Origin of the sequence: Alkaliphilus pronyensis (genome assembly GCF_009017275.1) — a bacterium.
Classification (GTDB): Bacteria; Bacillota; Clostridia; order Peptostreptococcales; family Natronincolaceae; genus Alkaliphilus_C; species Alkaliphilus_C pronyensis.
On record NZ_WBZC01000002.1, the window covers coordinates 38468 to 60621 of the forward strand.

General features: G+C 33.3%; 20 protein-coding genes and 1 riboswitch. Of the genes, 2 read left to right on the forward strand and 18 right to left on the reverse strand.

Annotated elements, in window-relative coordinates; all coding sequences use genetic code 11:
- From F8154_RS00570 to metK, 3 genes are all read right to left on the reverse strand, one after another.
- The gene (locus tag F8154_RS00570; RefSeq protein WP_151859640.1) at positions 1–726 is read right to left on the reverse strand and encodes a ComF family protein; all 726 of its coding nucleotides are present in this window, start codon (positions 724–726) and stop codon (positions 1–3) included.
- Between the two features lie 162 nt (positions 727–888).
- On the reverse strand, positions 889–3114 hold the full coding sequence (gene recD2 / locus F8154_RS00575) for an SF1B family DNA helicase RecD2 (RefSeq protein ID WP_151859641.1): 2226 nt from the start codon (positions 3112–3114) through the stop codon (positions 889–891).
- 467 nt (positions 3115–3581) lie between these two features.
- Positions 3582–4772 (reverse strand): methionine adenosyltransferase, encoded by a 1191-nt coding sequence (metK, locus tag F8154_RS00580; protein ID WP_151859642.1) that lies wholly within the window; start codon positions 4770–4772, stop codon positions 3582–3584.
- A gap of 101 nt (positions 4773–4873) precedes the next feature.
- A riboswitch (SAM riboswitch) is annotated at positions 4874–4973 on the reverse strand.
- Positions 4974–5278: 305 nt separating this feature from the next.
- On the opposite strand from metK, the gene F8154_RS00585 reads away from it, so the two are divergent.
- Positions 5279–5503 (forward strand): hypothetical protein, encoded by a 225-nt coding sequence (locus tag F8154_RS00585; RefSeq protein ID WP_151859643.1) that lies wholly within the window; start codon positions 5279–5281, stop codon positions 5501–5503.
- An 80-nt stretch (positions 5504–5583) separates the two neighbouring features.
- On the opposite strand, the gene F8154_RS00590 is transcribed toward F8154_RS00585, so the two are convergent.
- The 11 genes from F8154_RS00590 to spoIIID all read right to left on the reverse strand — a co-directional run bounded on the left by F8154_RS00590 (position 5584) and on the right by spoIIID (position 16809).
- Positions 5584–6510 (reverse strand): AEC family transporter, encoded by a 927-nt coding sequence (locus F8154_RS00590; protein ID WP_151859644.1) that lies wholly within the window; start codon positions 6508–6510, stop codon positions 5584–5586.
- 542 nt (positions 6511–7052) lie between these two features.
- The gene (locus tag F8154_RS00595) at positions 7053–7607 is read right to left on the reverse strand and encodes a GerMN domain-containing protein (protein ID WP_151859645.1); all 555 of its coding nucleotides are present in this window, start codon (positions 7605–7607) and stop codon (positions 7053–7055) included.
- Between the two features lie 26 nt (positions 7608–7633).
- Positions 7634–9370, reverse strand: a complete 1737-nt coding sequence (locus F8154_RS00600) for a phospho-sugar mutase (protein WP_279237154.1) — start codon at positions 9368–9370, stop codon at positions 7634–7636.
- 247 nt (positions 9371–9617) lie between these two features.
- The gene (murJ, locus tag F8154_RS00605; protein WP_151859646.1) at positions 9618–11177 is read right to left on the reverse strand and encodes a murein biosynthesis integral membrane protein MurJ; all 1560 of its coding nucleotides are present in this window, start codon (positions 11175–11177) and stop codon (positions 9618–9620) included.
- A gap of 196 nt (positions 11178–11373) precedes the next feature.
- Positions 11374–12114, reverse strand: coding sequence for an alpha/beta hydrolase (locus tag F8154_RS00610; RefSeq protein ID WP_151859647.1), 741 nt, complete (start codon positions 12112–12114; stop codon positions 11374–11376).
- 17 nt (positions 12115–12131) lie between these two features.
- The gene (gene fabZ / locus F8154_RS00615; protein WP_151859648.1) at positions 12132–12566 is read right to left on the reverse strand and encodes a 3-hydroxyacyl-ACP dehydratase FabZ; all 435 of its coding nucleotides are present in this window, start codon (positions 12564–12566) and stop codon (positions 12132–12134) included.
- A 159-nt stretch (positions 12567–12725) separates the two neighbouring features.
- Complete coding sequence (locus tag F8154_RS00620) at positions 12726–13040, reverse strand: rod-binding protein (protein WP_192930097.1); 315 nt, start codon at positions 13038–13040, stop codon at positions 12726–12728.
- Between the two features lie 49 nt (positions 13041–13089).
- Positions 13090–13884 (reverse strand): flagellar basal-body rod protein FlgG, encoded by a 795-nt coding sequence (flgG, locus tag F8154_RS00625; RefSeq protein ID WP_207706789.1) that lies wholly within the window; start codon positions 13882–13884, stop codon positions 13090–13092.
- A gap of 29 nt (positions 13885–13913) precedes the next feature.
- A complete protein-coding gene (locus F8154_RS00630) occupies positions 13914–14990 on the reverse strand; it encodes a flagellar hook-basal body protein (RefSeq protein ID WP_151859651.1) in 1077 nt (358 codons plus the stop codon).
- 262 nt (positions 14991–15252) lie between these two features.
- Positions 15253–16278, reverse strand: coding sequence for a rod shape-determining protein (mreB, locus tag F8154_RS00635; protein WP_151859652.1), 1026 nt, complete (start codon positions 16276–16278; stop codon positions 15253–15255).
- A 276-nt stretch (positions 16279–16554) separates the two neighbouring features.
- Positions 16555–16809 carry a sporulation transcriptional regulator SpoIIID gene (spoIIID, locus tag F8154_RS00640; protein ID WP_151859653.1) on the reverse strand — a complete coding sequence of 85 codons (255 nt, stop codon included), beginning with the start codon at positions 16807–16809 and terminating at the stop codon, positions 16555–16557.
- Between the two features lie 180 nt (positions 16810–16989).
- Here spoIIID and F8154_RS00645 point away from each other — a divergent pair, with 180 nt between their 5' ends.
- Positions 16990–17436: a CBS domain-containing protein gene (locus F8154_RS00645; RefSeq protein ID WP_151859654.1), complete on the forward strand. Its 447-nt coding sequence runs from the start codon at positions 16990–16992 to the stop codon at positions 17434–17436.
- Positions 17437–17492: 56 nt separating this feature from the next.
- Here the strand turns inward: F8154_RS00645 and F8154_RS00650 are convergent, their stop codons facing one another.
- From F8154_RS00650 to F8154_RS00665, 4 genes are all read right to left on the reverse strand, one after another.
- Positions 17493–18326, reverse strand: a complete 834-nt coding sequence (locus F8154_RS00650; RefSeq protein ID WP_151859655.1) for a M23 family metallopeptidase — start codon at positions 18324–18326, stop codon at positions 17493–17495.
- 419 nt (positions 18327–18745) lie between these two features.
- Positions 18746–19750, reverse strand: coding sequence for a stage II sporulation protein D (spoIID, locus tag F8154_RS00655; RefSeq protein WP_151859656.1), 1005 nt, complete (start codon positions 19748–19750; stop codon positions 18746–18748).
- Positions 19751–19835: 85 nt separating this feature from the next.
- The gene (gene murA, locus F8154_RS00660) at positions 19836–21098 is read right to left on the reverse strand and encodes a UDP-N-acetylglucosamine 1-carboxyvinyltransferase (RefSeq protein WP_151859657.1); all 1263 of its coding nucleotides are present in this window, start codon (positions 21096–21098) and stop codon (positions 19836–19838) included.
- A gap of 56 nt (positions 21099–21154) precedes the next feature.
- Positions 21155–21988 (reverse strand): YwmB family TATA-box binding protein, encoded by an 834-nt coding sequence (locus F8154_RS00665; RefSeq protein ID WP_151859658.1) that lies wholly within the window; start codon positions 21986–21988, stop codon positions 21155–21157.
- Between the last annotated feature and the right edge of the window lie 166 nt (positions 21989–22154).

Sequence of the window (22154 nt, forward strand, 5' to 3'; positions counted from 1 at the left end):
TTACACCTCCTTAGTTCTTCTTGCGAAGGTTAATGCCGTAACAGATTTAGCCCCTGCATTTATTAGGGCCCTGCAGCAGGCTTCAATCGTGGCACCAGTTGTTACTATATCATCTATTAAGAGTACATCTTTGTTTGCTATTTCATTAGAATTAATTACTTGGAATGCTGCTGCTATATTTGTACGTCTTTCTTCTCTTGAAAGATGGTGCATTACCTTTGTGTTTTTTACTCTAATAAGGCTTTTTTCAATATTGGGTATATTATAACCTTTACTAATATACTTTGATAGTAAATCCGCTTGATTAAAGCCCCTTATTTTTTGCCTTGTATGGTGTAATGGTACTGCCACTAAAGCATTAAAAGTAATATCCAATTTGCTTATATAATCTATCATCATATTAGCCATTATTTTAGCAATAAAGGTTTCGTGATTGTACTTAAAGCGATATATTATTTGCTTTGAGCTGTTACTGTATTTTATAACTGAAAAAACTCTGGTAGTAAATGGTTTTGATGTAGTTATTTGCATCCATGACGTTGGTGTATAAAACACAATTCTATTAAAGCAGGCGTTACAAATACTATAATTATTGGTTTCAATAGACCCTTTACATATAATACAGCCAGTTCCTTCTGGGTATATCAACTGCCAAAAGGCATCTAAATAGGGTTTTATATACTCACCATAAATTGAACTTTTCTTGTAATTTATTTCATTATCCATATTTATACCTTTTCAATATTTTCCCTTTTTTTATTAAGTTCTACAATTTTTTTAATTTTCCTTTTTTTTTATAAAAATATAGTACGTTAGTACTTAATTGACATTATTGATTATAATCAAGGTGTTATTAAACTTAGGCATGGTATTAGTTGAATGAAGCAACTACAATCTACTTATGTCAAAAATTTTCTTAAGTCTAAAGGATAAGCCTGAATAACGTTCAACAATTCTGTTATTCCTAACCATTTCATGTAAATATTTTTCAACTCCTACCAGCACCACCAGCTTTTTAGCTCTAGTGATAGCTGTATATAGTAGGTTTCTAGTTAACAGCATGGGGGGACCCCACGTGATAGGCATAACCACCACAGAGAACTCACTTCCTTGACTTTTATGTACTGTTACACAATATGCAAGCTCTAGCTCATCCAGCTGGGAAAAATCATATACAACAAGGCGATGCTCATCAAATATTACAGTTAATTCTTGGTCTTCTAAATCAATTGAGTGAACATAGCCTATATCTCCATTAAATACCCCTTCTCCCTTTTCCTCTTGGGAGTCTGTAGATATATTTGTCCACTTAAGAGTATAGTTATTCCTTATCTGCATTACCTTATCTCCTACACGGAGGATTTTATCTCTATATTCCTTTTCTGCCTTGTACTTACCTGGAGGATTCAGTGAGTCCTGTAATCTTTTATTTAGATTCAATGTTCCAGTCTCACCCTTTTTCATTGGTGTAAGAACTTGTATATCCTTTAAACTGTCTAATTTATAATGCTTAGGAAGTCTTTCTTTAACAAGAGCTATGAGGGTATCAACTGTATCTATTTTTTTGTTTTTAGTGATAAAATAAAAATCCTTATCCTTCTCGTTTAATAATGGTAAGGCTCCACCATTTATTTTATGTGCATTTACAATAATCATGCTCTCTTGGGCTTGTCGAAAAATTTCATTAAGTCTTACTACCTTCACAATGTTACTATCTATTATATCCTTAAGTACATTTCCAGCCCCCACAGAAGGAAGCTGATCTACATCCCCCACCAAAAAAAGTCTAGTCCCTAACACAATTGCCTTTAGTAGGTTATTCATTAGTAAGATATCCACCATTGATGCTTCATCAATGATTATAACATCAGCATCTAATGGTTGGTCTTCATTTTTTAAAAATGTCATTTCGTCAGATTCATCTGAAAAACCCATTTCCAATAGCCTATGAATAGTTTTAGCTTCACGGCCTGTGGCTTCGCTCATCCTCTTTGATGCCCTTCCTGTAGGTGCTGCCAGCATAATCTTTTTGTCAAGTCTTTCAAATACCTTTATTAGAGTATTGATGGTTGTTGTTTTACCTGTACCAGGCCCCCCTGTTATTACCATTATTCCATTTTCAACAGCCTGAACAATAGCTTCTTTTTGGTTTTTAGCTAGCACAAAGTCATCATTTGTTATGGAGTTCAAAAGCTCCTCTATATTGGTATTTTTGTCCTTATAGTCAACCTGTGAAAGCTCAATTAAACGTTTACAGGTATTAGTTTCTGCATAATAGTAGGGCATAGAATACACTATAATCTCGTCATTGTTTAATCTCTCTAAATGAATTTTTTGGTCTAAAGCTAAATTTGAAATTGCATCGTTAGCTTCTTCACTACTGACATTTATTAAATCCTTTACCCCATCAATTAGTAGCTTAAATGGTGTATAAGTATGTCCCTCTCCATTATATTTATTTAAAATATATTTAATTGCCGCCTTGATTCGATACATTGAATGGGGTGGTATTCCCATTGCCTTTGCAATTTGGTCGGCCATTTTAAAGCCAATCCCTTTAATATCATCTGCAAGTCTATATGGATTCTCTTGAATTAATGTCAGAGACATTTCTCCATATTTCTTATATATTTTAACAGCGTACACTGGAGTAACACCATATTTGGACAATAAAAAGACTACCTCTTTTAATTCTCTTTGCTCCAAAAAAGCATTGGCAATTGTCTCTGCTTTAGCTTTACCTATTCCAGATACTTCCTTTAATCTTTGGGGTGATTGTTGCATTATTTCAAGGGTGCTTTCACCAAACTTCTCTACAATTCTCTTAGCCATTTTTTCTCCAATACCCTTTACAATTCCAGAGGATAAATAGCTAATAATACCTTCAATAGTGGTAGGTTGTATAGATTGGTATTCCTTTACTTCAAACTGTCTTCCATAGGAAGAGTGGACAGTCCACTTCCCCTTTACATGAACCTCTTCTCCCTCCTTGACGGTTGGCAGAATACCTACTATTGTTACATCCTCCTCTTGGCAGGATAAAAAGGCTACGGTGTAGCCATTCGCCTCGTTACAATATACAATTTCAGCAAGTTTCCCCTTCAATTCTGTCAACCCATTCCCCCCCTACCTGTATTTCATAGGTTTAATTATAGCATAAACTAGATATAATTAGTATTTTAAAGCAATGAGTAATTTTAAAAGCAATGAGTAATTAGTAATGAGCAATGAGTAATGGAAAAGCTGAAAAGCAATGGAAACGTAATGAGTAATTAGTTAAGGGGCATAGCTTATATTAAGCTTGCCCCTTACATGCTGCCTGTTAACTTTCAATTATGTTTTTAAGATATTAAGGTTTTTGTTTTCGTCTTTTCATTCAACATTCAACATTGCCTTTGTTCTTGTCTTTCCAACTTTCCAACTTTCCAACTTTTAACCTTTAGTTTGTCTTCTTGTTTTCCACTTTCAATTTTCAATTATGTCTTCTTGTTTTTCATTTTTCATTTTTCACTCTTCACTCTTCACTTTTCACTTTTCACTTTTCACTTTTAACTTTTAACTTTTCATTAGTGTTTTATTCCTTATTCCAACCCTGCTTCTTTTCTTAAAATCTCTGCCTTATCGGTTTTTTCCCATGGAAGGTCTACATCTGTTCTTCCAAAATGTCCATAGGCTGCTATTTGTCTGTATATAGGTCTTCTAAGGTCAAGATCTCTTATAATAGCTGCTGGTCTTAAGTCAAAGTGCTTTTTAACTAGCTCTTCAATAAGCTCTTCTTTAACCTTTGCAGTTCCAAAAGTTTCAACAAGTATGGAAACAGGCTGTGCTACACCTATAGCATATGCCAGCTCTATTTCGCACTTTTCAGCAAGACCTGCTGCAACAAGGTTTTTGGCTACATATCTAGCAGCATATGCAGCTGATCTATCAACTTTTGTTGGGTCTTTTCCTGAGAATGCTCCACCACCGTGACGAGCGTATCCTCCGTATGTATCAACAATTATTTTTCTGCCTGTAAGCCCTGCATCTCCCTGTGGTCCACCAATTACAAAACGGCCAGTTGGATTTATATAGTATTTTGTATTGTTATCAAGTAGGTTGTTTGGTACTATTTTATTAACAACATGCTGAATTATATCTTTTTCGATAGCTTCCCTCTCAACTTCTGGGCCATGTTGAGTTGAAATAACAATGGTATCAATTCTAACTGGCTTGTCCCCATCATATTCAACAGTCACCTGTGTTTTACCATCTGGTCTTAAGTATGGAAGTGTACCATTTTTTCTAACATCTGATAATCTCTTAGCCAGTTTATGGGCTAATGAGATTGGCAGGGGCATCAATTCAGGAGTTTCATTACAAGCAAATCCAAACATAATTCCTTGATCTCCTGCACCAATAGATTCTAACTCATCTGCCACTTCGCCTCTTCTACTTTCAAGTGCTTCATCAACCCCCATAGCAATATCAGGTGATTGCTCGTCTATTGCTGTTAAGACTGCACAGGTATCACAATCAAATCCGTATTTAGCTCTTGTATAGCCAATTTCTTCAATTGTTTTTCTAACCACCTTTGGAATGTCAACGTAACACTCAGTAGTAATTTCTCCAGCAACTAAAACCAAGCCTGTAGTAACACTTGTTTCACAAGCAACTCTAGCCTTTGGATCCTTTTCAAATATTGCATCTAATACAGCATCTGATATTTGGTCACAGATTTTATCTGGATGTCCCTCTGTTACTGATTCTGACGTAAATAATCTTTTAGACATTTTTCAACCTCCTTATTTATTCTTTGCTTTGATGATTTATTTATTCTCTGTATATAAAAAAGCCTCTTCCCGCAAGAAGAGGCATATGTCAACATATGCTTACCTCATCTGTCAGAATCGGGATTCTGTAGGAATTAGCACCATACATAATATGGTTGCCGGGTATCATCGGGCCTATCCCTCCACCGCTCTTGATAAGGCATCAAGATTTTTATTAACTTAATTACTAGTTAATAATATCATTGAGTTTTATATGTGTCAACATTTTTTTTACTAATATGAAACTGTCATCTTTGAGTAAAAATTATTAAAGATATATTAACAATAGTTTATGTAGATTTTACTATTTTAAGTGTTTGTTACAGCAAATCTATGGTATAATTATATTACATAAAAAGACAAGTTTCTTAATAGTTAAAATCAAGAGGTGTCCTTTTTTTAATACTAAACAATTTAATATTCATCTTCTTACCAATTATTCTTTAAATAGTAGGACACTAAAAAGTATGGGGGTGTTATTTATTAGCGATATACTGAAATTAAAGGAAGAAATTGAAACCCTCAAAAGCAAACTTCGTATATACTTAGAAACTGATGTTGATTTAGATCAGATATTAGAACTAAACTACCGAATAGACGATCTAATAGTAAAATTCTATCGACTTAAAAAAATAGAAAAAGAACAGCTTAAAAGAGTGGATAGAGTTGAAATTAGCAAAAAAATGGCTTGAGTTTAGAAAAAGCCTACAGTAAGCAATATAAAAGGCAGAGCGAAAATACTGCCTTTTCTTTATTGCCATTTATACTTTTGCTATAGCAATAGGGTTAAAAGTGGTATGGATATCATAGAAAGTATTGTTGTGTTAAATACTGCCTTTGAGGCTAGGTGTGGATCAACGTCATACATTGTTGCAAAAACTGCTGTGTTTGCAGCTGCTGGCATTCCTGAAATTACAACTGGAATACCTAGCATCAATCCACTAACACCAAAGGCTTTTAATAGTGCAAATGTTATAAAGGGTATAATTACTAGTCTTACTATTGAAATACGCAGAAGCTTTTCTTCTATAAATATCTCTTTAAAGGTTATTTCTGCAAGCATTGAACCAATCACCAGCATAGATAAGGGTGTTGTTGTATTACCTAATAAATCAAGGGTTTTATATAGTCCATAGGGTAGCTTAATAGATAATAGAAACAAAGAGAAGCCAATAAATACCGATAATATACCAGGATTTAAAATAAGCTTCTTAAAACTTAAGCTTGATACATTGCCATCCTTACCATGGGTCATTATAAATACTCCTAGAGTCCATAAAAGGAAATTAAAAGGGATATTAAACAACGCACCATAGAAAACACCAAGTTCTCCATATATCACCTGTAACACGGGGTAGCCCATATAGCCAACATTTGAAAAAACAAGCACAAATTGAAATATTTTTTTTCGTTCTCCTTCTACCTTCAAAAGCCTTGGAGTCAAAAAGGCTACTGCTATTGCTAAACCATGAACAATAGCTGATATTATTATCATGTTAATGCTACCCATCATTAATTCTTTAGAAAAGGAAAACTGCATAGATTTAATTATGAGGGCAGGTAAAGTAAATTGTAGAATTAATATGCTTATACCTTTATTTATTTCATTATTTAATAAATTCATTTTCCGTGCTATATAACCAGATAGTATTAAAAGAAATAAAACACTTATTTCATTAAAAACTGTAAGTATTCCCATGCGACCCCTCCCATTACAGGATATGCAAATTTTTTTTAATCATAACAAATTTTATCAATGGTTTCAATCTACAGATTTAACCTTTAAGTATTAATGGCAGAAAAAAACTATAGACCCTATATTTATTAGGGCCTACAGAAGGAGGAGGGGGAAATATTATTTATATCAAAATTGAGGATCTTTCTCTTTTTCATCCTGGGTACTACGATCTAGTATAAAATATAAAGTAGCTAAAAATATAATAAAAACTATTTTCATATTATCACCACCACAAATATTTCCAATATCTAAATCAAGTTTATCACAATTAATTTAAAATATCTGTATTGTAATATACTTTTAATATAAGTGAAAAATATGTAATATTAATTGTGTTTTTTGCCATATTTCCCCCGTTCTCTATTTAATATGTTATATTATTGTATATTTCGACTATTGAGAAAATTATCTCATGGTTACTAAATTATGTAAACAGGTAAAAAGTACTAAAAAAAGATAAAAAAGTAGTAAATCTACCTTTTTATCTTTACTTTCTTTCTTTTTTAATTGCTAATATCTTCTCTTGTTATAGGCTCTTCTATTGAGTAGTGTCCCATTAAGGTTTCTCGTTTGCTTCCATCTACTAAAAACTGAACCGAGTCAACTTCATCCAGCTCTGTGAGGGTCATAACAACTTGTGTTAGTATTGATGACTCCTCTAAGGTTCCACCAAATAATTTTTCACCTGACATATTGACATATGCTATGCTTTCATCGATTTCAACACTTATTACTTCTATATCTTCTAAAGCTGAATATAATTCTTCATCATCTGGCTTTTTTAACTCTTCCATAATAACCTCTTCTACTGGCTTATCCTCAACATTAACTTCTCTTTCAATTTTTACTGTCTTTTCTAATTCTTCATTGCCTGTCATTACATACTCTTTATTCATAAAATATAGAGTAACTTCAGTCGTTTCTACTTGTGGATCTGGGTCTACAGTCTCATTTCCATTTCCATTATTATCATCTGGTACTTCTTCTTCTGGCTGACTACAGGCTATCATGGCCACAGCTACAGCTATAACTAATAAAATAACTATTAATTTTTTCATTGTATCCCTTCCCTTCTTATTATACTTTAAGTATTTACCTTAAACTCCATTTCATTCATTAAATCCTTAAGGAGCTTATCAGCTTCTTTAATATTGTTAGCTTCTACACCTACATATATTTTTAGCTTTGGTTCAGTACCTGATGGTCTTAAGGCTACCCAATTTCCATTTTCAAGTATAAGCTTTATTACATTAGACTTTGGTAGGTTTAATACCTCCTCTGTTTTGTTTTTGTTATTAAGTCTTCTTTGTAGTAAATAATCTTCTGTTGCCACCACCCTATAGCTACCTAAATACTCTACCCCTTCATTTCTAAGGGCTTGTAAAATATTTTGTATTTTTTCTATTCCTTCTTTACCTTCTAAGGTAATGGATTTTAAATCTTCTCTATAATAACCATACTTTTTGTAAAGCAATTGTAATGCTTCATACAATGTCATGCCTTTACTATGATAGTAAGCTGCCATTTCACATATAATCATTGAACTCACCACTGCATCCTTATCTCTAGCATGTTTCCCAATTAAATAGCCATAGCTTTCTTCATAGCCCAAAATGTACTCATATTGGTTTGACTCTTCGAATTGCTTAATTTTTTCTCCTATATATTTAAATCCTGTTAGGGTATTAAATACCTTTACTCCATACTCATTTGCTATTTTGGCCCCCATTTCACTGGTAACTATTGTTTTTATTATTGTTCCATTATTGGGTATTTTGCCCTTCTCCTTTAATGCTTCTAATATGTACTCCACCAACAAAGCACCGGTTTGATTTCCTGTTAATACAACAAATTCTCCACTGTTGTTCTTTACAACTGCACCTACTCTGTCACAATCTGGGTCAGTTCCTATAATCAACTGGGCTGACTCTTTTTTAGCGATATTGATGGCATGTGTAAAAGATTCCCTCTCCTCTGGATTAGGGTATTTTACTGTTGAAAAGTTAGGATCAGGCTTGTCTTGTTCTGCTACAGCTATAACATTAGTAAAGCCCATTTCTTTAAGTACTCTCTTTACGGGCTTACTGCCTGTTCCGTGCAAAGGGGTATATACAATTTTGAAGGTATCACCTATTTTTTTAGCAACCTCTGGTCTTAACGATTGCTTCTTAACTGCATCTATAAATTCATCATCCACCTCTTTGCCAATAATTATTAGTAATCCCTCTGAGATAGCAATATCTTTATTTAATCTATAAATATCCTTAATATCATATATTTTTTTGATTTCTTCTATTATTCCTAATGCATGCTCTGACGTGATTTGGGCTCCATCCTCCCAATAAACCTTATAGCCATTATACTCAGCAGGATTATGGCTGGCGGTAATTACTATTCCTGCTATTGTATTTAGCTTTCTAACAGCAAATGAAAGCTCTGGAGTAGACCTAAGATCATCAAAAATATAGGCTCTTATATTATTTGCTGCCAATACTAAAGCAGCTTCTTGACAAAACTCCCGCGACATATGGCGACAATCATAGGCTATTACTACTCCTCTTTCCTTAGCCTCTTCTCCATATTTATGTATATAATTTGCTAGACCTTGAGTAGCTTTACCTACAGTGTATTTATTCATTCTATTTGTTCCAGCCCCAACAATTCCTCTAATTCCCCCTGTGCCAAATTCTAGGTCTTTGTAAAAGCGATCCTCTATTTCCTTTTCATTTCCCTGCAAGTCCTTTAGTTCTTTACGGGTATCTTCATCAAAATAAGCATCCGTTAGCCATAGCTCATAGTTTTTTATAGTTGTTATGTTCATAGTGAATACCCCCTAGGTTTAATATGTAATAAGTAATATATAATATGTAACATGTAATAAGTAATAAGTAAAATTGAAAACAAGAAAAAATCAATTAGTAATGAGTAATGAGTAATGGAAAAACCAAAATTAAAATTAAATATAAAAGCAATGTTGAATGTTAAATGTTGAATGTTGAATGAAAAGACGAAAGCAAAAACCTTAATACCTTAAAAACAAGTAATTGATTATTAGTAGCATGTAATTGTTAATATAATATCCTTTTAACTCTACCCTTAAATATATCTAAAAGAAACTTTAATTCTCTTACCTTTAATATGTAGCAAAGTGAAAAATATGATACTATACCTATTAAAATAATTAAGCCTAATCTTAATATATTCATCATGGGAGTTCCTATTAAATCACCTATAATTATTGGTTTTAGTAGATACACTATAAGCCCCATTAGGAATGAAGCAACAGTTATCTTAATAAGGCTTGAAAATATATTTCTTCCACCTATTGTACCCATTTTTTTCTTAAGACTTATGGTAAGAAGTAAGGCTGATATTAGTGCAGATATTGCTGTTGCTAGTGCAAGTCCTTTGTACTGCATTTGACCTATTAATAGTAGGCTAAGTGTTATATTAATTATAACTGCAATTATTCCATTAAGCATTGGCGTCTTTGTATCCTTTAAGGAGTAAAACATCTTTAATAGCATATCTCTTGCTCCTATTCCTGGCAAACCAATGGAGTAGAAAATCAGTGCATTAGAGGTCATAATAGTGGCCTGATGGTCAAAGGCATTTCTTTGAAATAGCAATTTGACTATTGGAAATGACAGTAGCATTAAACCTATTGTTGCTGGAACAGTTATCATTAAAGCAAAGTTAATACCATACCCCATTATATTTTTCATTTCTCCATAGTCTTCCTTCTCATATTCACCTGTAAGCATAGGGAAAAAGACAGTGGAAACTGCTACAATGAAAACTCCCACTATGAACTCTTCTAGTCTAAAGGCATAGGATAAAGCTGAGATGCTTCCCACCTCAAGCCTAGAGGCCAGGTTTCTATCAATAATAGTATTTATTTGCTGTACAGCAGCACCTAAAATTATTGGTGCCGATAACAACAGGGTTTTCTTAAGGTAAGGATTATTACTAGGTATACTAAATCTATAGCGATACCCCATTTCGTATGCTTTAGGTAATTGAAAAACTAACTGTGCTACATGGGCAATTACAACAGTATACATTAATCCCCTTATTCCGAATCTGTGGGATAAAAAAACCAAAAAAACAATATATGTTAGATTAAGGGGTAAACCTGTAGCTGCTGGTACTGTGAATTGATTGTTTTTTTGAAGAAAAATCGTTATGACAGATGTAGCAGCAACAGATATAATCATTGGAAATCCTATTCTATTGAGCTCTATTGCTAGTCTATATTGTTCACCCTCAAAGGCAGGTGCTAATACCTTTATTATTAGAGGTGAAAATATCCATCCAAGTATTGCAACTAAAGAGGTTATTATCAAAGCCCCATTTAAGAAATCATTAACAAAGCTTATCTCCTTCGCTTTTCCTTTTTTAGATGATACTTCTGTTAATACAGGTAAAAGAGTAGTGTGGATTACACTATTTATAATTACTATAGCAATTGAGCTGGCTTTAAACACAATTAAAAATGTATCAGCTATCTCTCCTGCACCAAACTTTGAGGCAATTTGAATATCTCGAAAAAATCCTAAAAATTTACTGATAAGAGTAAACACCATGATTATTATTGTAGATTTTGCTACTTTTCCAGCTCTAGCCATGATAGCCTTCTCCTCATTTGAATGTTTATTATTATAACCTAAGAAGCATAAGGATTTAATGCTTAATTTCAGCTATGAATCTATTATCTTATCTCAGCGTCGTTACTAACACTCACGCTTTTTAAGGGGAGATAAGTGATGCCAAGCTAGAAAGTAAGCAAAGCTTCTGTTCAGTGGAGTATAAACTCCAGCTGAACTAAGGTTTCTTTATGAATTGTAGTATCCTTCTATGAAGTAGCTCTTTTTCAGGTCCTAATGTACAAGCATGTGGTGAATTCTGTAGCCATAGCTTTTCCTTGTAGGTAGATGAGGTTTTGTTAAATATTATATCTGCACTTACAGGTTTTACATGCTTATCTAGCATTGGCTGTACTACCAATAAAGGGCAAGTAATATCAACTAGCCTGTTTTTTGTTATCTTTATTAGCTTTAGTAGCTCTGGTACTGACTTTATAGGAATTATACTATATCCAATAGCTGGATTATTTTTTTCTTTATTTTTTATTTTATCTACTGACCATTTATTATATTTTTTAATATGCTTTAATATTGGAGTCCATTTTGCCAAAGGATCCTTCAATATAATAGGGGCTGAAATAGATACTACCTTTTCTACTGGCAGTTTTTCTGCAAGATAAAGGGACAGTATACCTCCCATAGATAAGCCCATTACGTAAATTTTGTCACACCTCTGTTTAAGCTTATTGTAGCCATTAAATGCTGACTCAACCCATTCCCTATAGCTGCATTTTTCCATATCTTCAACTGTTGTCCCATGTCCCTTTAAAAGAATACCATTAACAGTATATCCATTCTCATGTAAATAATTACCTAATGGACGCATATGGGCAGCAGACCCTGTGAATCCATGTATTAAGAGACATCCTTCATTGCCTCCATCTAAAAAAAAGGCCTTCGTCTCTTTACTAAAATCCATAATAACACTTCCTTACACTATTCTCTATCTATTAATGCAAAGGTTAAACTAGCACTACAGGCCAGTTGATCATCTACATATACCTTACCCTCAGCCTTTCCTATGCTTCTTCTTAATGCTTTCATTTCTATTTCTAGCCTTAATGTATCTCCAGGTACAACTTGTCTTCTGAACTTACAGTTGTCAATACCAGTAAATACCCCCAATTTTCCATGGTTTTCTTTTAAATTCATACAGGTTATCGCCGCCACCTGGGCAAGGGCTTCTACCATTAAAACTCCTGGCATAATAGGATTGTCTGGAAAGTGACCTTGAAAAAACGGTTCATTTATTGTTACATTTTTCAACCCAATAGCCCTCTTTCCTGCTTCCATTTCTACAATCCTATCCACCAACAGAAAAGGATATCTATGAGGAATAATCTTTTGTATTTCTATATTATTCAATTCCATTTAGTTAGCTCCCTTCATTTTTAATTGATAATTATATAATGCCTATTTTCTGGTAAATCATTACTATTATTTTATCCTATACCTCTTATATATTCAATAGACATCTATCCATTTAAGTACCCACAATATCTGATTTTATAGCTAAAAAAAGACCAGCTTTTAATCCTGGTCTTTATATACTCCTTTTTGATATGCTGTTAGTTGCTTATATAAATTCTTAGCTAAACCAATTCCCTTTCCATTTGCAATTTCCTGTGATAAGGCCTCATCATACATTGATTCATATATCTCACGAGAGTGGCTTTTCTCAATTAATCCACCGCTTGCAACAGAGCTTCTCATTTGCTTCAGCATCATATTTATAAAAATTGATTCAAACTGCTTACATACCTCCATAAGCTCCTTAGGGTCTTTAGGTGTCTTATCAGGAAGCTTTTGAGCATTATCAATGACATTTGTACCATCAATTTTCATGCTAATCATTCCTTTCTAGCAATAAGGAAAGCTTTTTATTTTTATCTATTTATCTTTTAAGATTATTGGCTATTCCTAGCATTTCATCACTTGACTGAATTGCTTTTGAGCTTATCTCATATGCTCTTTGGGCTGTAATCATACGAACCATTTCATCCACAATTTCAACGTTGGAGGTTTCTAAATACCCTTGAAGTATGTTACTTGTTCTTCCTTCTTCCTCCATTGGCAATTCTTCTCCAGAAGCTGTAGTCATTTTATATAAATTCCTACCAACAGCTTCTAGTCCTTCGGGATTAATGAATTTAACCAGCTTAATAGTTGCTATTTCTTGTATTTCACCCTCTTGATCTTCTGCTGTAATTAATCCATTTTCAGAAATGTTAATGTTTTGCATTCCTTCTTCAAATATAATTTCATCATCGAACTCAGAAAGAACAGTGTAGCCGTCTGCCGTAACTAATTTCATTTCATCATCTAAAACGCTAAACTTGAAATTACCGTCTCTTGTATAAAATGCTTCTCCGTTAGGTCCTTCTATAGCAAAAAATCCTTCACCGTCAATAGCTAAGTCAGCTGCATTTTCAGTTCGCTCAAGGCTTCCAGTCATAAATGATCTCGTGGTGGCAGAGGTTTTTACTCCATGACCTATCTGTAGATTTACAGGACTGCCTTTTCCTTCATTCAAATTGCTGTTCTTAAGTGTAACATATAGTAAATCTTTGAACTCAACCCTTTGTTTTTTATAAGAGGTAGTATTAACATTTGCTAGGTTATTTGAAATGGTATCAATATTCAATTGCTGTGCCTTCATTCCAGATGCAGCTGTCCATAAAGCTCTCATTATTATAATCCTCCTTTATTAATGAATTTCTAGCCAATACGACCTATTTCATTAGTTGCCTTTTTTAGTATTTCATCATATGAACTAATAACCTTTTGATTAGATTCATATGCTCTGTAAGTATTTATCATTTCAATCATTTCTCTAATTGGATCTATGTTGGAGGCTTCTAAAAAGCCCTGTAGTACTTCACCAGTAAACTCTCTTTCTTCTATTTCAGTACCTTCTTCTGGATAATAAAATCCTAAGCCATGCTTTCTTAGGCTTTTGGTGTTTTCAATATCTATTATTTCTATTTGGTCAACAACTTCATTATTTACTATAATTTCACCTTTTTCAGTTAACTGAAAGTCTTGCCCATCAGCAAGTATAGAACCCCATTGACCAGCTAGAAAATATCCTTCTGGGGTAATTATTTCTCCATTATCATTAAGAGTAAAGCTACCACTTCTTGTAAACATTTCTCCATCAGGAGTAAAAACCTTAAAAAAGCCTGTCCCCTTAAGGGCTATATCCAAGTTGTTACCTGTTTCTTGCAGGGTTCCTTGACTAAAATTAACTTCTATATGGTTTAGTCTTAGGCCTCCGTTAATAGTGCCTATAGTGTTATTATAGCCTCTGTTTATTATGCTTCCTACAGATTGTCCGTTTACAACTACTTGTCCGTTTTCTGTTATCTGGAAGGGGTCTTCCCCCACGAAGATTTGTTGTCCAGCTGAATTTAGTACCAAATTCCCATTTGATGTATCAATATTTCCATTCGGGTCTAAGCTGAAGGTCCTTAAATATCCGCTTTTATCAACGGCTAATCTAATTTCACTGTTATAACTATTTCCTAATTCTGTTTTTACTGTGAAATAACCACTTTCAGTTTTTAACTGGTATCCATCCCCCTGCTGCTCTATAACCATAGGCTTATTAGTAAAGTGTTCTGGTGATATTTTCCCATTTATTTTTTGAAGAAGAACATCAGGGAATGATTCGGTAATAACTACATCCTTCTTATAGGAAGTAGTATTAACATTAGCCATATTGTTTGCCGTTACATCCATCTTCTTTTCTGTAGTTTGCATTGCAGAAACAGCAGTATATAAACCTCTGAGCATTAAACCACCTCATAATTATTATTTATAGAAATAATTCCTACACTTATATTTTATCGGCATTTAGTTTATTTTACTTAAGTCCTTTTATTATATTATATAGGTAGTCATATAAAGAAAACTTAGCTCAGATTGAGTTTTAACTCCACCTAAGCTCTAGCTGTACTTATTTGTAGCTTGACGGTACTTATCTCTGGCTTAAGGAAAGGGAATATTAGTAACACCACTGATACGAATTAATTGGTTATAGGTTAGCAAAGAGCTTTTACCTATATCTTGGTTTAGAGTATTGATTGTTCTGCTCTAAAATATGTATAGAGTCTAAGGCTTTACCAGTACCCTTAGCTACACAAGAAATAGCATCCTCTGCTATGAATACATTGATTCCTGTACGCTTCTCAATTAATTTATCTAAGCCCCATAATAAGGCCCCTCCTCCAGTCATTACAATTCCTTGGTTTGATATGTCGGATGCTAATTCTGGAGGTGTACGTTCTAATACACTATGGACAGCATCAGCAATTGAAGTAACAGTTTCATCTAAAGCCTCCGTCATTTCACTACTGGATATTTTTATATTCACAGGTAATCCCGATACTAGATTTCTTCCTCTAACATCCATAAATACTTCCTTTTCTCTAAAGGAGGCTGTCCCTATATTAATCTTCATTTCTTCAGCAGTTCTTTCACCGATCATTATATTATGCTTTTTCCTCATATACCTTATTATAGACTCATCAAACTTATCTCCAGCTACTTTAATTGAGGTGCTAACAACGATTCCGCCTAAGGATATTACTGCAATATCTGAAGTTCCTCCACCTATATCCACCACCATATGCCCATTTGGCTTAGATATATCTAAGCCAGCACCTATGGCTGCTGCTATTGGCTCTTCAATTAAATAAGTCATTCTTGCACCTGCTTCATTTGTAGCATCAATTACAGCCCTCTTTTCTACCTCCGTAACGCCACTTGGTACACATACAATTATTTTAGGCTTAAATAGGAATCTTCTTCCTGTTGTTTTTTGAATAAAATATTTTAACATTTTTTCAGTCATTTCATAATCAGAAATAACTCCATCCTTTAATGGACGAATAGCAACTATGTTTCCTGGCGTTCTTCCAAGCATCCTTCTAGCCTCTTGTCCAACTGCTAAAATATTGTTAGTATTCTTATCAATTGCAACTACAGAGGGCTCCTGTAAAACAATACCTTTTCCCTTTGCAAAAACTAGCACGCTGGCGGTTCCCAAGTCAATTCCAATATCAGTTCCAAAGCCAAACATTTTATTCCCCCTCTTCCAACTTTCGTTAGTTTAAATTTATATATAACATAAAAGGTTCAAATATAAAACAGCTTTTAAGCATCACCATATACTTTCTATACGTTCATTAAAATTCCTTTTATTTTTTCATTTTTTATCTTTTTTTTTCAGCAATTTACATATAAATCTCATAAGATGTTTACATTGAGCCCTTCTATATAATAGTAAAAAGACTCTCCTGCTAATGGAAAGTCTTTTATGAGGGGTTATTTATGGTTATAATTTTTAGCAATCGAATTATGTCCCCATTGTCTTATACTTCATTTTTGTTGCTCTTCCACCTCTTATATGTCTTTCGGCTTTATTCACATCAAGTATAGTTTTAACTTGATTTGCCACTAGAGGGTTTATCTTTGGAAGTCTTTCTGTAACATCTTTATGTACTGTACTTTTACTTACTCCAAATATACGAGCAGTTTGTCTTACGGTTGCTCCTTCCTTTAAAATATAGTTTGCTATTTCCATGACTCGCTTCTCTATGTAGTCCTTCAATATAGTAACCCCCCTCTATCATAGTGTCTTAGTCTATAATATGAAGAGGAGATTGAATTTAGAATAAATTCTTTATTTATCTTAATTTTCTAGGTAATAACATAATGTATATAATTAGTATTTAGTATTGTGTATGTTATAATATTTATAAATCAATTTTTAATGTAAAGGGGAATCGCTATGAATTTGAAAGCAAGGGACATTATGGTTAAAGAGGTAAAATCTATTAATGGTGATTGTAGTGTCTATAAGGCAGTAGAGCTATTGATTAATAGTAATATAAATTGTTTACCTGTATTAGATAGGGATAACTGTTTCATTGGAATAGTTACAGAGACTGATTTATTATATGTTGATAAAAAATTAAATCCATCCTCCTTCTATGCCTACAGTGAAGCTAATATACCTATTAATAGGAGAATTTTAAAGGATAGCATTAATGAGCTTAAATCCCTAAAAATTAGCCAGATTATGACTACAGAGGTGGTTAGTGTAGATGAAGATGCTACTATAGAAGAGCTTATCGATATTATAGTGAATAAGGGGATAAAAACAATTCCTGTTTTAAAGAATAATAGGCTTATAGGTATTGTCACTAGAAAAAACATATTAAAATATTATTTATAATATAACTATGCCCTAAGTTAATTAACACTTAGGGCTTACCTTATATATTATGTATATTAATTTCCTGACTTGGGCAGATATATTTCTGGATCAACATTAACTCCATTATCTATTACCTGAAAGTGTAATAATGGTCCTTCAATAGTTTTTGTTGATGCTGTTTTACCAACACCACTAATGATTTGTCCTTTTTCTACAATTTCTCCTACCTCTACCAATGCATCTGTAGATAGATTGCTATACTTAGTTAATAGCTCTCCATCATGCTGGAGGGTTATAGTAATTCCCATGATAGTATCATTTAATATCTCAAGAACCTCTCCATCTAGTACTGCTCTTACAGGCGCTCCTTCTTCTGCGTGAATATCTAATCCTTTATGTGTACTCCATTGTTCTAGGGTCTGATGAAATACTAGTTTATCACTTGCAAAAGGTAAACCCCTTCTACCAATAACAGGCATGAGCATATTATTCCTTAATTCACTTGAAACAGCCATTACTTCTTCAAATCCGTCATTATCAACATTTTCCTGTTGATTTTCCTCTAGTTCCGCTTGTGTTGCAGGGGAGCTTTGGATACCATCAGCAGAGGCTGTCTGTTGACCTTCTTCTTCAGTATTCTCCTCTGGATTTAAATCCATAGTGTCTTCACTTGATTCCTCTATAGCAGATTCACCTTCATCAACTAAAGTAATGTCTGGGTCCTCTTCTAATCTAGGAGGCTCCTCAGTCAACATATAATCTGGGTCTTGATTTGAAACCCAAATTCCTGTTACTGCAACAATGCAAACACATAAAAATAGAATAATGTAAAAGCCTTCTTTGTCTAGAATATTGTATAAGGATCTTTTTGGTTTTTTATTATCGTTATTGTGGTTTTTATCTGACATTTAACCCACCTCCATTTGATAGTATCTCCAGTTTCTCCACATTCATACAAACATACACAATAAATGTTTAGTATTGAGAAATCAATTATTTAATACTTATGGGGTTTGTTATGTCAGCCAGTATTATTGCTATTAATTTTTATAACTACAATGTTTTATGTCTGTCTTTTATGTTTTAAGGCTTTAATCTTTTTGATTCAACATTCAACATTTAACATTCAACATTTCTTTTTTTGTGTTTTTAATTATCCATTTTCAATTTTCCACTTTCAATTTTGTATTATCTTTTCACTTTTAACTCTTAATTATTAAGTCTTAACTCTTAATTCTTAACTCTTAACTCTTAATTCTTAACTCTTAACTCTTAACTCTTAACTCTTAACTCTTAATTCTTAAGTCTTAACTCTTAACTCTTAATTTTAATGATAGCTTTTGATTTTACTTAATTGGGTTCCTTGATAGTAATGCTGAAGAATATCTTGGTAGGATTCTCCCTTTTCTGCCATACCATTTGCACCCCATTGACTCATTCCTACCCCGTGGCCATAGCCTCTTGTTGTAAACTCTATATTATCTCCGCTTGCTTTTATAGTGAAATCAGCTGATTTTAACTTAAATAATTCTCTTATTTCTCTACCTGTAAACTCTTCATTACCAATTGTCATTCTTTTTATGCTTCCACCACTTGATCTATCATGTATAGCTATTTGTCCCTCTATATTTTTTGCTGTCAGTTTAATGCTTTTCCTATATACCTTCAATTGATTAACAAAATCATTAACTGGTACTACTTTTTTGTCAACAAGTACTGGTGACCTTTCTTCATATGGACTGGATACACTTCTCAAGTAAGGTACAGCTCTTAAAAACACATCCTCTGAGTTTTCTGTTCTACCTCCACTTGTTGAATGATATAAGGGTTCAATTGGCTGCATATCATAGGTTATTATTACTCCCTTTGTAGATTCTACTGCTTCTTCTAATTTTGACCAATACTTATACATCCATAGCCTTCCATGTCTTTCTCTAAGCTGATCTGTTGAGAGCCACTCCTGACAATGGGCATGATTAGTACAAAGTGGAGCACTGGGATGCTGTGTATTTCCATTACTTTTAAAAATTTGTATTTTCCAAATAGCATATGTTCTTGCAGCAACAGCTTGCGCCTTTAGTGCCTCTAGTTCAAATGAAGCAGGCATCTCAGCTGCTATTACATTTAAAATATAATCTTCAAGCTGAAGCTCCATGTTTCTTTTTTCTATATGATTATATACTTTTATAGTTAAGTCGGATTCAACAGTTTCAGCCTCTTTATTGGATTTACTTATAATTGGAATGTTAATATCACAGCTAGTAATTATTAATATTGGTATAACTAGTGTAGAAATAATTAATGTTATAATACCAAAAAAAATACCCTTCATTAGTCAAAACTCCTTATTCAAAAATTATAATAAGGTATATGATTAATGAAGGTGGTTTAGAACAAAAGAGAAAATGAATAAATTATTACTGTTCACCATCTATTCTATAAATGCTGGCTCCTAATGATTTTAACTTTTCTTCGATATTTACATAGCCTCTATCTATATGTTCAGTATTGCTAATTTCAGTAACCCCCTCTGCCACTAATCCAGCTAGTATTAATGCTGCACCTGCCCTCAGGTCCGTTGCTTTAACTGGTGCACCCAGCAAATGCTTTTTTCCCTCTACCACTGCACTTCTGCCTTCTATCTTTATTCTAGCACCCATTCTTTCTAATTCACTTACATGCATAAAACGATTCTCAAAGACAGTCTCAATTACAACTCCAGTTCCTTCAGCAACACATAATAAAGCCATGAATTGAGCCTGCATATCTGTAGGGAATCCAGGATATGGAAGTGTTTTAATGTCAATAGCCTTAGGTCTGTTTTTAGCAATAACTCTAACTCCATTACCCTCCTCAATTACATCCACATTACATTCCTTTAGCTTAGCTATTGTAGGCTTTAGGTGGTCTGTAACAACATTATCAATCAAGACATTTCCTCCAGTAATTGCAGCAGCCACCATATAAGTTCCTGCTTCAATCCTATCTGGTATTACTGTATGGGTAGCACCCCCTAATTGCTTTACTCCACTGATTTTTATAGTGTCTGTACCAGCACCCATCACTTGTCCACCCATTTTATTAATAAAATTGGCTAAGTCGGTAATTTCTGGCTCTTCAGCTGCATTTTCAATTATAGTTTGTCCTTCAGCAAGTGCTGCTGCCATCATAATATTTTCTGTAGCTCCAACACTAGGAAAATCTAAATATATTTTTCTACCCCTTAGTTTGTCTGCTTTTGCTTCTACAAATCCACACCCCAAGGTTATCTCAGCTCCTAATGCTTTAAAACCCTTTAAGTGCAGATCTATTGGTCTAGTACCTATTGCACAGCCACCAGGCATAGATATTCTTGCCTTTCCCATTCTAGCTAAAAGTGGTCCCATTACCAAGAATGAAGCTCTCATCTTTCTTACTAACTCATAAGGTGCTTCATAATTATCAATTGCTGATGAGTTAACTTGTATTTTATCCCTTTCTATCCTTTTAATATCAGCGCCTAAGCAGGATAGTACTTCGCATATTACGTCAACATCATTTAAAGCTGGCACGTCCTCTAATATACATTTGTCAGTTGATAATAGGCTGGCAGCTAAAATTGGTAAAACTGAATTTTTTGCCCCACTAACCCTTACAGTTCCCTCCAATGGTTTGCTTTTTTTTACTATTATTTTACCCAAGTCTTGTTCCTCTCCTTTTGCTGTTTGAAATCTGCGTTATCAAAATGTATTATCCGTTAATAAGTGCTAACTATTAAAGGTGTTGCAATCCATAAATAGGTTTTATCTTCGTATTCATTATATCTTGTTGCTAACTGCAGATTTACTTTTTTATTTTGATATGATATAGCCTTAGTAAGCATAGGACTATATAGGGTGGTACTATTATATGAAATATCAGAAACATTTTCTATTTTTTTAGCATTAAGAAAGCTTCCTATGTCGTCAAGAATTACGCTGGAGTTTTCAAAGAATTTTTTTCCTAAGTAGCAACCCACTATGGACATTGTATTTTCAATATCGTCTCCATATTTACTTAATACTTCATTTGATATATTATTAGTTTCCACTATATCTTTATATCCTTTATTGTGAACTATGTCAATAATAATATACGATTCTTTTATACTGCTGGTATCAACGCTATATAGTATAATTGTAGTAGCTTTGCCTATGTCATCAATAGCTGTTGCCGTAATTTGGTTGTAACCAATTTCTGAGTTTACTCTAACAATTATGGTATTATCATCATATTTTTGAAGTGTTTCATAATCAAGTGGTTCATAATACCCTTGGTTGTCAATAATATGCTGTTGGCCCTCTATTTTTAAGGCTTTAAGTATTGAAGCTAGTACATGGTTCATTTCAGCTAATGTAAAAAATTCATCAGATAAATGTAAAGTATTATTGCTGTTTACTTCTACTAATTGTGCTTTACTTACTTTAAATGCCTCTATTAACAAGCTGTCATCTGAATTATTGCTGTATTCTTCTTGAAAAATAGAAGCAGCTGGAGCATAAATAAAAAAAAGTGAAATTAGTAATATTAGTGCCAATATTAGTTTCCTCATAAAAATGCCTCCTAACCATTAAATAGTAAAAGAGAAGAGAACTAAAGAATATACCTGATGTTAAAGGGGGACAAAAAACATCTTAGTTAAAACTAGCTCTCTTCTCTTTCTATTTTGATTATTGACATGAGATTTTTTAGTTATACATACATTAAAAAATTAAATA

Coding starts and splice junctions, on each gene's coding strand:
- F8154_RS00570 (WP_151859640.1), bottom strand. CDS start 726: ATGGATAATGAAATAAATTACAAGAAAAGTTCAATTTATGGTGAGTAT.
- F8154_RS00585 (WP_151859643.1), top strand. CDS start 5,279: ATGGGGGTGTTATTTATTAGCGATATACTGAAATTAAAGGAAGAAATT.
- F8154_RS00650 (WP_151859655.1), bottom strand. CDS start 18,326: ATGTCAGATAAAAACCACAATAACGATAATAAAAAACCAAAAAGATCC.
- F8154_RS00600 (WP_279237154.1), bottom strand. CDS start 9,370: ATGAACATAACAACTATAAAAAACTATGAGCTATGGCTAACGGATGCT.
- F8154_RS00610 (WP_151859647.1), bottom strand. CDS start 12,114: ATGGATTTTAGTAAAGAGACGAAGGCCTTTTTTTTAGATGGAGGCAAT.
- metK (WP_151859642.1), bottom strand. CDS start 4,772: ATGTCTAAAAGATTATTTACGTCAGAATCAGTAACAGAGGGACATCCA.
- mreB (WP_151859652.1), bottom strand. CDS start 16,278: ATGTTTGGCTTTGGAACTGATATTGGAATTGACTTGGGAACCGCCAGC.
- F8154_RS00645 (WP_151859654.1), top strand. CDS start 16,990: ATGAATTTGAAAGCAAGGGACATTATGGTTAAAGAGGTAAAATCTATT.
- F8154_RS00620 (WP_192930097.1), bottom strand. CDS start 13,040: ATGAAAATTGATGGTACAAATGTCATTGATAATGCTCAAAAGCTTCCT.
- murJ (WP_151859646.1), bottom strand. CDS start 11,177: ATGGCTAGAGCTGGAAAAGTAGCAAAATCTACAATAATAATCATGGTG.
- F8154_RS00590 (WP_151859644.1), bottom strand. CDS start 6,510: ATGGGAATACTTACAGTTTTTAATGAAATAAGTGTTTTATTTCTTTTA.
- F8154_RS00665 (WP_151859658.1), bottom strand. CDS start 21,988: ATGAGGAAACTAATATTGGCACTAATATTACTAATTTCACTTTTTTTT.
- spoIID (WP_151859656.1), bottom strand. CDS start 19,750: ATGAAGGGTATTTTTTTTGGTATTATAACATTAATTATTTCTACACTA.
- fabZ (WP_151859648.1), bottom strand. CDS start 12,566: ATGGAATTGAATAATATAGAAATACAAAAGATTATTCCTCATAGATAT.
- flgG (WP_207706789.1), bottom strand. CDS start 13,884: ATGAGAGCTTTATGGACAGCTGCATCTGGAATGAAGGCACAGCAATTG.
- F8154_RS00630 (WP_151859651.1), bottom strand. CDS start 14,990: ATGCTCAGAGGTTTATATACTGCTGTTTCTGCAATGCAAACTACAGAA.
- F8154_RS00595 (WP_151859645.1), bottom strand. CDS start 7,607: ATGAAAAAATTAATAGTTATTTTATTAGTTATAGCTGTAGCTGTGGCC.